The 12,243-nt window shown below is 51.6% G+C and carries 9 protein-coding genes; 3 read left to right on the forward strand and 6 right to left on the reverse strand.

Annotation, left to right across the window (positions count from 1 at the left end; all coding sequences use genetic code 11):
* The first annotated feature begins 83 nt into the window (after positions 1-83).
* A complete protein-coding gene (gene recO, locus FH603_RS02230; protein WP_186735617.1) occupies positions 84-776 on the forward strand; it encodes a DNA repair protein RecO in 693 nt (230 codons plus the stop codon).
* A gap of 106 nt (positions 777-882) precedes the next feature.
* Here recO and lptB read toward each other — a convergent pair whose 3' ends face one another.
* Together lptB and recJ are read right to left on the reverse strand one after the other, a co-directional pair.
* Entirely contained in the window at positions 883-1,614 is a 732-nt protein-coding gene (gene lptB / locus FH603_RS02235) for an LPS export ABC transporter ATP-binding protein (protein WP_186735619.1), read from the reverse strand.
* A gap of 87 nt (positions 1,615-1,701) precedes the next feature.
* The gene (gene recJ / locus FH603_RS02240; protein WP_186735621.1) at positions 1,702-3,453 is read right to left on the reverse strand and encodes a single-stranded-DNA-specific exonuclease RecJ; all 1,752 of its coding nucleotides are present in this window, start codon (positions 3,451-3,453) and stop codon (positions 1,702-1,704) included.
* A 41-nt stretch (positions 3,454-3,494) separates the two neighbouring features.
* On the opposite strand from recJ, the gene FH603_RS02245 reads away from it, so the two are divergent.
* On the forward strand, positions 3,495-3,917 hold the full coding sequence (locus FH603_RS02245; RefSeq protein ID WP_186735623.1) for a DUF2141 domain-containing protein: 423 nt from the start codon (positions 3,495-3,497) through the stop codon (positions 3,915-3,917).
* A 116-nt stretch (positions 3,918-4,033) separates the two neighbouring features.
* A complete protein-coding gene (guaB, locus tag FH603_RS02250) occupies positions 4,034-5,506 on the forward strand; it encodes an IMP dehydrogenase (protein ID WP_186735625.1) in 1,473 nt (490 codons plus the stop codon).
* Positions 5,507-5,575: 69 nt separating this feature from the next.
* Here the strand turns inward: guaB and FH603_RS02255 are convergent, their stop codons facing one another.
* From FH603_RS02255 to FH603_RS02270, 4 genes are all read right to left on the reverse strand, one after another.
* Positions 5,576-6,313, reverse strand: coding sequence for a metallophosphoesterase family protein (locus tag FH603_RS02255; protein ID WP_186735627.1), 738 nt, complete (start codon positions 6,311-6,313; stop codon positions 5,576-5,578).
* Positions 6,310-7,146 carry a nucleoside triphosphate pyrophosphohydrolase gene (gene mazG, locus FH603_RS02260; protein WP_186735629.1) on the reverse strand — a complete coding sequence of 279 codons (837 nt, stop codon included), beginning with the start codon at positions 7,144-7,146 and terminating at the stop codon, positions 6,310-6,312. Before mazG ends, FH603_RS02255 begins: the two co-directional genes overlap by 4 nt.
* A gap of 107 nt (positions 7,147-7,253) precedes the next feature.
* A complete protein-coding gene (locus tag FH603_RS02265) occupies positions 7,254-10,595 on the reverse strand; it encodes a CRTAC1 family protein (protein ID WP_186735631.1) in 3,342 nt (1,113 codons plus the stop codon).
* Between the two features lie 91 nt (positions 10,596-10,686).
* Complete coding sequence (locus FH603_RS02270) at positions 10,687-12,240, reverse strand: SusD/RagB family nutrient-binding outer membrane lipoprotein (protein WP_186735633.1); 1,554 nt, start codon at positions 12,238-12,240, stop codon at positions 10,687-10,689.
* Positions 12,241-12,243: the final 3 nt, after the last annotated feature.

Consider the following 12,243-nt stretch of genomic DNA (forward strand, 5'->3'; position numbering starts at 1 on the left):
TCTATTAATTACCAGCTGAGACGAGAGTAGTTTGCTCCTTTTGTTGTTACTTATAAAAGCGAATCCATTTACTATTTCTATTGATGTTGCAAAAAACCAGAGGCATTGCCCTTAGCTATATTCGTTATCGCGAGACATCCATCATTGCCCGCATTTATACCGAAGAGTTCGGCCTGCAAAGCTACATCGTCAACAGCGTCCGAACGGCCAGGAGCAAGAACAACCGCATTGCCCTATTTCAGCCGCTGACGCTGCTGGATATGGTTGTGTATCACAAGAATGATCGGGATTTGCACCGGATATCGGAAGTAAAAACGATCCAGCCGTTTCAAAGCTTGCCTTTCGATGTAGCGAAGTCGACAATTGCGATGTTCGTGACGGAGATGCTGAATAAAGTATTGAAGGAGGAAGCGAGCAGTCCCGTTTTGTTCCGCTTCCTGATCGACTCAATCCTTTTCTTGGAAGAGGCATCCGTCAACTTCGAGAATTTTCACCTCGCCTTTCTCCTAAAATTATCCTTTTTCCTAGGTTTCGGGCCAGAGAGCGACCGCGAGTTCGAAAGTCAGCTCCGTGAAAATTCCTACCCTTTTCTACCCGACAAAGAAGTGGAAACAGCCTTGAATATCATGTTAAAACGTCCGCTTGGCACGCCTGTTAAACTGACCAGAACCGTACGGAATGATCTTTTAGACGCCTTGGTCGCTTATTATCAAATTCATATCGACTCCATCGGCGAGGTAAAATCCCTTCCCGTACTTCGGGAAGTGCTGGGGTAAGCAGTCATGGATTTCCGCGGCAAAGCTTTTACGAGAGCGACACAACCCGATCGCATTGGCAGTCCTGTAACAAGAATTGCCTTACCTCACCAGGGTTGGTGATTGGTTATACCTTACGTTTCAGTTCGAAGTTCTGTCCCAAATACAGCCGCCGAACTTGCTCGTCGTTTGCCAGTTCTTCTGCTGATCCCTGCTTTAGGATTTTGCCTTCAAACAGGAGATAAGCCCGGTCAGTTATGGATAGCGTTTCGTTTACATTGTGGTCGGTAATGAGAATACCGATGTTGCGGTGCTTGAGTTTGGCGACTATGCTCTGGATGTCTTCAACGGCAATTGGATCGACACCAGCAAAAGGCTCATCGAGTAAAATAAATTTAGGGTCAACCGCCAGCGCGCGGGCAATCTCGGTGCGTCGGCGTTCGCCACCGGACAGGACTTTACCCTTGCTCTTCCGAACGTGTGTCAGGCTAAACTCGTCGAGCAGTTCTTCCACTTTTTCTTTCTGCTGCGCTTTGGGCAGATCCGTCATTTCCAGTACCGCCAGTACATTCTCTTCTACCGACAGATCTCTAAAAATAGAAGCTTCCTGCGCCAGATACCCCAGGCCCAGCCGAGCCCGTTTGTACATAGGCAGATCAGTAACGTCAATATCGTCAATGAAGACTTTGCCGCTATTTGGTTTTACCAAACCGACGGCCATGTAGAACGAGGTTGTTTTACCCGCCCCATTCGGGCCAAGTAACCCCACAATTTCCCCTGTTTCGACCTGATACGATACGTTGTTGTTGACTAACCGGGACCCGTATTTCTTAATTAAATTTTCTGTTCTGAGAATCATAAGTTAGTTGTTAAGTCAACCAGATGCCAGGTCAATTAGTAAAGGTATCCGCAGATTAACGCATCAACTGACCATCTCGGCCACCAGTCAACTAAACTTAACGTCTTTTAACATCAACTGTATGGATACGTTGCCGTTATAAAAATTCTGTTCTACCTGATAACAGATAGAAAAAGGTTTACCAGCCTGTAGCTGGCTGGCCAGGTGGCCAAACCCAAAACCAACAGCAGTCAACGTATGACCGCGGGATGAAGAGCCACCCTGAAATACATTTATTTTCAAGTGCTTTTCCTTCATAATGATCGGTTCGTTGGCCAGATACACCTCATCCGTCATAAATACGGGCTGTGGATTGTGGGGGCCGAACGGGCCCATCTGTTTCAGGATACGGACAAGTTTGGCATCTATCTCGCTAAAATCCATGGGCAGGTCGATGTCAACCAGTGGCGTCAACTGTTCTTCCTTGATCCGGCGTGTCACCACTTCTTCGAATTTCTTTCGAAACGCGTCAATGTTGTTGACCGGCATGGTCATACCCGCAGCAAAGGTGTGTCCGCCAAACTGCTCCAGCAGATCAGCGCATTCTTCGATGGCCTCGTAAACATCGAACCCAGGCACCGACCGTGCTGATCCAGCGGCTTTGTCGTGCGACTGTGTCAGAATGATTGTTGGCCGGTGAAAGTGTTCGATACAGCGTGATGCGACGATGCCGATTACCCCTTTATGCCAGGTAGCGTCGAACAAAACGGTCGATTTGGCACGGGTCATCGTTTCACTTTCCCGGATCATAGCCAATGCCTGTTCGGTCATGGTACTATCGAACGTCCGGCGATCATTGTTATGCTTATTGATGGCCATCGCAAAAGCATCTGCCTCCACTTCCGACTCTGCCAGCAGCAACTGTACAGCGGCTTTGGCATGCTGAATCCGGCCTGCCGCATTGATGCGTGGGCCTAACCCGAAGACCAGGTTGGTAATATCCAGTTCCCTCGAAAAGCCGGCAATTTTGATTAGCGCTTTCAGGCCGGTACGTGGCGCTGCGTTGAGACATTTTAACCCGTAGAAAGCCATAACCCGGTTTTCACCGGTAATAGGCACAATGTCCGAGGCTATACTAACGGCTACCAGATCGAGGTAGGGATACAGTTCCTCCAGGGGTATGCCTTTGTGCAGGCAAAATGCCTGTAAGAGTTTGAATCCGACCCCGCATCCGCTCAGTTCTTTGTAAGGGTATTGACAATCGTTGCGCTTAGGGTCCAGCACGGCGGCCGCATCGGGTAATTCGGCTCCGGGTCGATGGTGGTCACAAATAATGAAGTCAACCCCCAGTGCCTTGGCCTCGGCCACCCGATCTACGGATTTAATACCACAGTCAAGAGCGATGATAAGTGAGAACCCATTATTGGCAGCCCACTGAATTCCCTGCGTTGAAATCCCGTAGCCTTCTTTATACCGATCTGGAATGTAATGATCGATAGCGGAGTGGTAGTTCTTTAGAAATCCGTATACCAATGCCACCGATGTGGTACCGTCTACGTCATAATCGCCATAGATCAGAATTTTTTCTTCATGTCCCGGGAGCATCGCCCTTTGCAGGCGTATAATAGCCCGGTCCATGTCTTTCATTGCAAACGGATCGTGAAGGTGACCTATCTCGGGACGAAAAAATGCGCGGGCATCTTCGTAACTATGCACACCGCGTTGCACCAGCAGGGCGGCCAGAAAAGGACTCACGCCAAGCGAACCCGTTAAGGTTTCGATAGCCACCCGCTGTTCCATTGAATCAGGAAAGGGCTTGGTAATCCATCGTTTTAGGGGTGGTGGCGGTTGAGCTATCATAATTGCAAGATAAATCCGTTTTTACAAAAAACACCCAGTCTATGCTCATTTTGCTATCAGTTCTAAACCTGTTCCTGTCCGCATCCAGTCATCGGGACCCCCTCAAGAAGACGAACCTTAAGGTTGAAATCCAGAATGTTCGGGTAGTAAGCGGAGCTGTATATATCGGTTTGTTCCGACCCGGAAAAGACTTTCCTGAAGGAAAATCCATTGAAACAAAAAAACTGAATGTGAATAGTAAAAATGTTTACATACTCTTTTCGGTTGAACCTGGCGACTATGCCATAGCCGTTTATCACGATGAAAATGACAACGGGAAAATGGATAAGCGGGTGTTCGGTATTCCCAAAGAACCCTACGGATTCAGTAATAATTTCAAGCCTGTTATGTCGGCCCCTAAATTCAGCGACTGCCGGTTCAGCGTTGGTGACGATGGCAAAGCCATTAGCATCAAACTAATCTAAAATTGTAAAAAAAGGTAATTGGGTTAACTATTGCGTATCCAATTACCTTTTTCCTTTTACCAACCACATTTTATCCGTAGTTTTGTCTGGCAAATAACATCCCTTGTTTATTTGCCATGAGCTTAGATACCAGCAAGTTTCTCTACGAGGCTCTTACCTACGACGACGTACTGCTTCTGCCTGCCTACTCGGAGGTTCTTCCCCGCGATACAACAACCGTTACCCAGCTTACCCGTACAATCAGTTTGAACATTCCGCTTATTTCGGCGGCAATGGACACCGTTACGGAATCGTCACTGGCTATTGCTATGGCGCAGGAAGGTGGCATCGGCATTATCCACAAAAACATGAGCGTGGAAGCGCAGGCCGATGAAGTCCGTAAGGTCAAACGGTCGGAAAGTGGAATGATCATTGACCCCATCACGCTACTCGAAACGGCAACACTGGCCGACGCGCTCAAAATCATGCGCGAATTCAAAATTGGCGGTATCCCGGTCGTTGACGAAAACAATAAACTGGTTGGCATTCTTACCAACCGCGACCTTCGTTTTCAGAGTGACCTAGCCCAGCCGGTTACGGATATTATGACCCGTAACAACCTCATCACGGCGCGGGAAGGACTAACCCTTGAAGAAGCCGAAAGTATTCTGCAACAGTACCGCATCGAGAAATTACCCATTGTCAACGACGATTACCAGTTGGTTGGCCTGATTACCTACAAAGACATTCTCAAGAAAAAAAGCCACCCTAACGCCTGTAAAGATGAGTTGGGTCGGTTACGCGTAGGCGCGGCTGTAGGCGTAACGCCCGACCTGCACCGGCGCATAGAAGCCCTCGTTAAAGCGGGCGTCGATGTGATTAGCGTCGATACCGCACACGGTCACTCGAAGGGTGTTCTGGACGCGGTACGGGGTATTAAACAACAGTTTCCGAAGCTTCAGGTTATTGCCGGCAACGTAGCAACGGGCGAGGGAGCCAAAGCCCTGGCCGACGCCGGTGCCGATGCCGTTAAAGTAGGCGTTGGACCCGGCAGTATCTGCACGACCCGCATCATTGCGGGTATTGGCATGCCACAGCTTACGGCCGTTTACGAATCGGCAAAGGCTTTGCAGGGTACAGGTGTCCCCATCATTGCCGACGGTGGTATTCGCTTTTCGGGCGACATTACCAAAGCCCTCGCGGGCGGAGCCAGTACGGTAATGATCGGCTCTTTGCTGGCCGGCACCGAAGAAGCCCCCGGCGAAGTGGTATTGTACGAAGGACGCCGGTTTAAAACCTACCGGGGTATGGGATCCGTGGAAGCAATGGAAGACGGTTCCAAAGACCGGTACTTTCAGGATGCTGAAGACGATATCAAGAAACTCGTTCCGGAAGGTATCGTTGGACGGGTACCTATCAAGGGGCGGGTATCTGAAATCGTGTACCAGATGGTTGGCGGTCTCAAAGCCGGTATGGGTTATTGTGGCACCATTGATATTCCAGCGCTTCAGCAGGCCAAGTTTGTGAAGATAACATCGGCCGGTGTGCGCGAAAGCCACCCCCACGACATCCAGATTCAAAAGGAAGCGCCAAACTACTCGGCCCGCTAGCATTGACAGTTAGGTCTATAAAACTGAATGCCCGTTGTGCAGTCTATCCTGCGCAACGGGCATTCAGTTTTATAGACCTAAATAATGGACCGTACTGGTCACCCCGTGTGAGGTGAGGTTAATTTCGCGAACACCGACGTAATAGTTGTCAACAACCATGGTGTCTGGGTCGTGTTTCATCTGTAGAAACGTAGACGGGGTCAGTAACGCCAGCAAATTGCCGCGCTGAACTGCCTTCTCGACATGATAATGGCCACACACCACCGTGACATGGCAAGCCAAGTCACGCACGATGTCCATGAATTGCTCGCTCTGCCGAAATGGGTAGTTCGTATCCATGTAGGTCACGTCGGCAGGCAAAGGCGGGTGATGCATAAAAATCAGCAGGTTATTTCCCTGAAGCGCGTCTATATAATCCCGCAACCATTGCCACTGTGTGGGCGAAAACGCTCCGCTAGCCGAATCCAGAAACAAAGCAGGCCGGCCTTCGAGGGGCAGGGCATAATAGAGTTCGGTACCGTGTAAATGGTGGTCTAAGTTGAATACCTCCGCTATGAGCGCCGAGCTATCGTGGTTGCCTGCAATGACCCGGTATGGATACGGTAAGTTATCCAGTTGCTGCTTTATCCACTCGTAGGTGGCCCGATCGGCGGTTTCCAGACACAGGTCACCACCAATAACCAGGCAAGCGGGCTTGATCTCGGGCAGGAAAGCCAGCGCTTTCAGGAAATTCTCCCGAACATCGACACCCTGCGGCTTTTCACCGACGGCACCGATGTGAATGTCAGTGATAAACGCAATCCTCATACCGTTTTTGCTTCGTTCCAGTAAATGTCCATTTCAGCCAGCGTCATGTCAGCCAGTGCTTTGCCATTCGCTTTAGCCCGCTCTTCCAGATACTGAAAGCGTTTGATAAACTTTTTGTTTGTGCGTTCGAGCGCTGTTTCAGGATTTATGTCGATGAAGCGGGCATAGTTGACGAGTGAAAACAACAGGTCGCCAAACTCACCTTCCGCCCGTTGCTCATCGATAGGTTGACCCGTATCGACGTTGAATTCCGCTTTGAACTCCTGCATTTCCTCTTCTACCTTCTCCCAAACCTGCTGTTTCTCCTCCCAGTCGAAACCCGCGCCCCGTGCTTTCTCCTGAATACGCATGGCTTTTACGAGCGCAGGCAATGAGCCCGGTACGCCACCCAGCACCGACTTGTTTCCTTCCTTCAGCTTAAGTTGCTCCCAGTTCGCCTTTACTTTTTCCTCCGTATCGGCCACCACTTTATCCCCGTTAGCATCGCCGTAAATATGCGGGTGACGACTGATAAGCTTATCACAAACACCATTCAGAACGTCGGCCATGTCGAAGCGCGCTGAGGGATCAATTGCTGGTTCGGACGCAATTTTGGCGTAGAAAACCAGGTGTAACTGAATATCACCCAGCTCCTTCCGAATTTCGGTAAGGTCTTTCTCCATAATGGCGTCGGAGAGCTCATACGTCTCTTCAATGGTCAGATGGCGCAGGCTTTCCAGCGTTTGTTTGCGGTCCCAGGGACACTGTTCACGCAGTTCGTCCATGATGGTCAAAAGGCGGTCAAAAGCCATCAGCTGCGCCTGACGGCGGGGAGTCATTTCGGTAAACGTCATACAGTAAAGATAACGGAAAAGCAGGAATGGCAGCGGGTGAACTTACACCTGCTTTCTCCAACCCGTTTCAACCCGACTGACGGTAAGGAGTAAACAAAACAGCTCTCCTACCGCACAATCAGTTCAAATGTCCGTACCCGTTGCCCTGTTGCGCCGACAAGCAGGGCCGTTTTATCGTTCACCCGCAGTGTTTTCAGATCACGCACATCACCGTTCCAGAACAGGCCTGATACTGGCATTGGCACATAGGAGAACTGTCCCTTACCCCGATTCAGGAACAACTGCCCCCGATTGGCATCGGACTTCCCGATGCGAACCCGATTGTATTCGAGGTTGCCGCCAACCAGTACGTCCAGCAATCCATCCGCATTCACATCCACGGCCGCGAAGGCATAGGCCGGGGCAAACTGCGCTTCGGCGGGTAATGGTAATTGGGTGAATGTACCCTTGTCGTTACGGAACAGCATCGTTTGTAGTTCGCGGGCGTCGAGTTTAGACGCCTTGCTTAACTCGTCTGTCGTAAACAGATCCGTAATGGTGGCTTTCGAATACCCGGTGTAATCCGTAAATTTTTTACGAAGGCTTACAACCTGATCGAGCATTTCATCCCGCGCATTAAACGGATATTCCTGCTTTTCTTCATAGCTGGTCATGACAGGCACGACTGCTCCCGAAGAACTGGTCATGCCGTACAAGCCCAGCGGCTGGTCCTTCCCTACCCGCAACTGGCTGTTCTGCCCGGCATTGGCGGCCAAAATATCCTGGTCGCCATCATTATCGAAGTCACGGACCAGCAACCGGTTCCAGCAACCGGTCATTCCAGGCAACGCCTGATCGAGTGGCATCAACAGATTGTTTCGGTAGGTGAAGGCCTGCAAAGGCCCGAAATCAACAGCGATAAACAGCGCCGGGCGGGCCCCGCGGGTGAGCGTTACAAAAGCAGCATCGGTTACCATGCCTAGTTTACGCAGTGCCGGTTGCTGGCCGGTCACGTCCGAGAAAATTCCACGGCCATTATTCAGCAATAAGTGGCTGACGGGCGTTTCTGGATAACGGCCCGGTACTACCCGAGCACCAATAAACAGGTCCAGGTCGCCATCGGTGTCTACATCGGCCACCCGGATGCAGGATGCGCTCACGCGCAGCCGAGGAAATGAGGGTGCTTTTATCAATAGTCCCTTACCATCATTCAGGTACAAGCGCGGTGCCAGCCGTTCATCGTCGGCCGCCAGTTCATAACCGGCGCTACAAACAGCCAGATCCAAATCGCCATCGCCGTCGGCGTCGAACCACTCAGCCCCGGCATCTTCACAAGCGCGGTCGGCTACAAGCGCGGGCTGCGGCATGGGCACAAACTGGCCCGCTCGCTGTAAGAGTACCTGCCCGCCCTGTCCACGTCCGCCCCCTACAAACACATCATCCAGGCCATCACCGTTAATGTCGGCAGTAGCAAAACGCGGACCCGTCTGCGAAAGCATGTGCGGCAGTAAAGGCTGAATCTTGAAGTCATTGACCGAATCCTCCCGATTCACCACGTCCATTAGGTCGACGGCTTGCCAGTACGGCACCGGTGTCGGCAGCACTGTTTTTACTGTGGGAGCATACGGGATGGTCAATTTATTTCCGGCAACAGATTGAACAGACTGGGTTGCTCCATCGGCCCAGCGTACCTGTACGGAATCGGCCCGTAGCGCTGTTCCCAACCCAAATAGTAAAGGTCCATACAGGGCGGACTGAAAACCCCGCACCGGCTGAAACTCCTGCACCTGCATCCGGCCACCTGCCCAGATACTTACCCGAGCGCCAATCAATCGGGCCGGGTTCGGGCTTAGAAGCCGAACTGTCAGGTGGTGGTTCGCGCTAAGCCGGTCGCTATGGTTCTGATAGATACCAGCTTCGGCGTTGACCTGGTTGACAACCAGATCCAGGTCACCATCGTTGTCGAGATCGGCATAAATGGCTCCATTCGATTGGTTCGGCTCGTTGAATCCCCAATCGGCAGTTTTGTTTTCGAAGGTTAGCCTGCCCGTATTCCGGAACATATAATCCGGCTCATTGATACTGGGCATCTTCGCAATAACGGCCATAGGGTCAGGCTCCGTACCGGTTCCTCTCGCCTTCAGCTGCTCGTCCATCGTGAATTTCAGGAACTCCATGTTGGTATAATCACGGGCGTATCCATTGGTGACGAACAAGTCTTTCCAGCCATCGTTGTCAAAGTCGGCAAACAGGCCTGCCCAGCTCCAGTCGGTGTTGGAGACGCCGGCCAATTGGCCAATTTCGGAGAAAACAGGAATGGAAGGGGCTAAAGGGGGCCTGGCTGTTTTTTTCTCTTTTCCTTTTTCTGCCTGCCATTCCCCCATATTCAGTTGCACCATATTCCGCATGGTCTGGTGATGGAACCCGGCTTGCAGCAGTTGCTGGTATTTATCGTAGTTATCGTCACCGGCGGTTAGTTTGATCCGCTCGTTTCGTTCGGGAAGCATATCGAGCGTAAGCAAATCCATCCGGCCGTCATTATTGATGTCGGCCGCATCGGACCCCATCGAATAGAGCGATGTATGGCCCATTGCATCGCGCACCGACTCCTGAAACGTACCATCCTGCTTATTGATGTAGAGGTAGTCATTTTCGTTATAATCGTTCGACACATACAGGTCGGGCCAACCATCGTTATTGAAATCGCTCACGGCTACACCGAGGCCAAAGCTCAACACGTTGGCTATCAAACCCGACTGCGCCGAAACATCGACAAACTTGCCCTTCTGATTCTGAAACAGTCTGCTGGAGTAGTTGGCATTCGTCTGCTGTTTGAAGCGGCTGATCATGCGGCTAAATCCGGCAAACTCCTGCACTGAATGGTTAAGCAGGAAACAGTCCAGATCACCATCGCGGTCGTAGTCGAAGAAGGCCGCCTGCGTCGAATAGCCCGGATCATCGAGACCATACTCGGCTGCTTTTTCCGAAAATGTAGGGTACCCGTCCCGTGTATTTCGGTTATTGATAAAGAGCAGATTCCGGCGAAGGCGGGAGTCTGTTGCGGCCGAACGGCATACATACAGATCGAGCCAGCCGTCGGCATTGATGTCTACAACCGTAACGCCCGTATTCCAGCCATCAGCCGCCCCAACGCCTGCCTTATCGGTAATATCATCGAACGTCAGGTCGCCGGCATTGGTCTCGGTACGATTGAGATACAGTTTATTCGCACTCAAATTACCCATGAAGTACAGATCGATGCGGCCATCGTTGTTAAAATCAGCCGCTGCCACGCCCCCACCGTTGTAGAAATAGCCGTACTTCAGGACGTTGAAATCAGTAGCCTCCTCAAGAGAATTAATGAAGGTAATATTGGTTTGGGAGGAAGGAATTCGTTCAAACAGCGTATCGGTATGCCCGCAGGCCGATACTAGCAATGTGGCAATAAGCAGGAAAGAAAGCGTCTTCATAGCGTACAGTACCCGATACGGTTGGCATTGAAAGGGCGAAAGCGGACGAAGAATCGCCCGCTTTCGCGACATTCGGTAAACTTAATCTCTATTAGTTCTTATCCCACCATAACGGCGTCGTCACTTTGTCGGGACCGTTCAGCAGTGACACCGCTTTTTTCGCTTCCACGGCGTTCGTTTGCTGCTCGATCAGGAGAATAGGTATCCGGCGCAACACTCCTCCGGCTGGAATATCCGGATTGTCGGAACTCACGACCGGATACAGTTTTGGATAACGGGTCCGGCGGTATTCAGCCCATCCTTCGAAGCCATCAGGGAAGATAGCCAGCCATTTCTGGGTGCCGATCTGCTCCCGCTGTATGGCTTCGGTGCTACCCCAGGCCACGGGAATGGTACTCAACGGGGCCGATTTCATGAAGTCGCCGGGAGCAACAGGCGTTTTGGTGCTGGTCTGGTACGCCCGGATAGCCGCGGCATCCGTAACGCCCCATTGGGTCATAGAGGTAGCGATCCCTTTCTCATAAAAATCCTTTGCCGTGCCGCCCATGTTCCAGCCGTTGAGCGCACCTTCGGCCCGCAGGAAATACGACTCAGCCGTAGCCATGACGTTTTGGGGTGTAGCCAGTCCGGTTGAGGTCCAGCGCTGGCCGACGTGCGAGTTATTGTCGGCCGTATTGATGGGGTCTGTCAGCTGCGTTGTGGCCAGGCCGTTCCGTAAACCTTCATACGTATTGGTTTTCACGGCGGGCATGAAATAGGTAGGCAGCCGCGGGTCTTCATACCCCTTCAGCACCGATTCCATAGCCGCACTCATCCGAAACTCGTTCCAGTCCGACATGATGGCCAGGCCGTTATTATCGCCCCCTTTGGTACTCCGCTGTACCAGCGCATCATCGCCCGGGCTGGTTGTCAGTACTCCGCCAGCCACAGCGGCTTCTGCTTCTGTTTTAGCCCGGGCCGGATCGACCTTCGATATCCGCAACGCCAGCCGTAGCCGCAGGGTATTTGCAAACTTGATCCATTTGCTTACATCACCCCCATACACAAGATCGAATGCCCCAAACGGCTTATCCGACGTTTTGTCTTTCAGCACCGCCGTAGCTGCCGCCAGCCGCTTGAAAAAATCATCGTAGATCTTATCCTGTGCATCATAGGCTACCGAAGTAGCGGGTTCGCCCGCCTTGAAATACGGGATCGGACCCACATAATCCGTCCAGCGGTGAAAGGTATACACCCACCAGATATTGGTGAGCGCATTCTCGGATGAATTGACATCGGTACTTGCCAGAATGGTTTTCATCTGCGGCACGGCTTCCGTATACATAGCCGTCCAGGGACCGCCCAGCCAGTCCATCCGGATCACAAACCGGTCTGAAGGAAAGTAAGTAGCTACACAGGCGAAATACTGCGCGTACTGGTCGGAAAAAAGGTTTTGTCCGACCTGATAGTTGCCGCCAGGAAGCGTTGCCGCCGACTGTGCTTTGGAAAACAGATACGGAATCTCACCCGCCCCAATGATCGTGACTTTGGTTTTGTTTGTGTTGATCTCATCAAAGTTCTTGGTGCATCCAACTGCCAGGAACAGGGGCGTCGACAGGCAGGCGGCCACAAACGTCTGTCGAAATAAAGTTTTATATGATAGCATGGT

The sequence above is a fragment of the Spirosoma utsteinense genome (assembly GCF_014282275.1).
In the GTDB taxonomy this organism is placed as follows: Bacteria; Bacteroidota; Bacteroidia; order Cytophagales; family Spirosomataceae; genus Spirosoma; species Spirosoma utsteinense.

Bases quoted from the DNA above. Each gene is read 5' to 3' on its own strand.
- guaB (WP_186735625.1), top strand. From the start codon at position 4,034: ATGAGCTTAGATACCAGCAAGTTTCTCTACGAGGCTCTTACCTACGAC.
- FH603_RS02270 (WP_186735633.1), bottom strand. From the start codon at position 12,240: ATGCTATCATATAAAACTTTATTTCGACAGACGTTTGTGGCCGCCTGC.
- recJ (WP_186735621.1), bottom strand. From the start codon at position 3,453: ATGATAGCTCAACCGCCACCACCCCTAAAACGATGGATTACCAAGCCC.
- FH603_RS02255 (WP_186735627.1), bottom strand. From the start codon at position 6,313: ATGAGGATTGCGTTTATCACTGACATTCACATCGGTGCCGTCGGTGAA.
- lptB (WP_186735619.1), bottom strand. From the start codon at position 1,614: ATGATTCTCAGAACAGAAAATTTAATTAAGAAATACGGGTCCCGGTTA.
- FH603_RS02265 (WP_186735631.1), bottom strand. From the start codon at position 10,595: ATGAAGACGCTTTCTTTCCTGCTTATTGCCACATTGCTAGTATCGGCC.
- mazG (WP_186735629.1), bottom strand. From the start codon at position 7,146: ATGACGTTTACCGAAATGACTCCCCGCCGTCAGGCGCAGCTGATGGCT.
- FH603_RS02245 (WP_186735623.1), top strand. From the start codon at position 3,495: ATGCTCATTTTGCTATCAGTTCTAAACCTGTTCCTGTCCGCATCCAGT.
- recO (WP_186735617.1), top strand. From the start codon at position 84: ATGTTGCAAAAAACCAGAGGCATTGCCCTTAGCTATATTCGTTATCGC.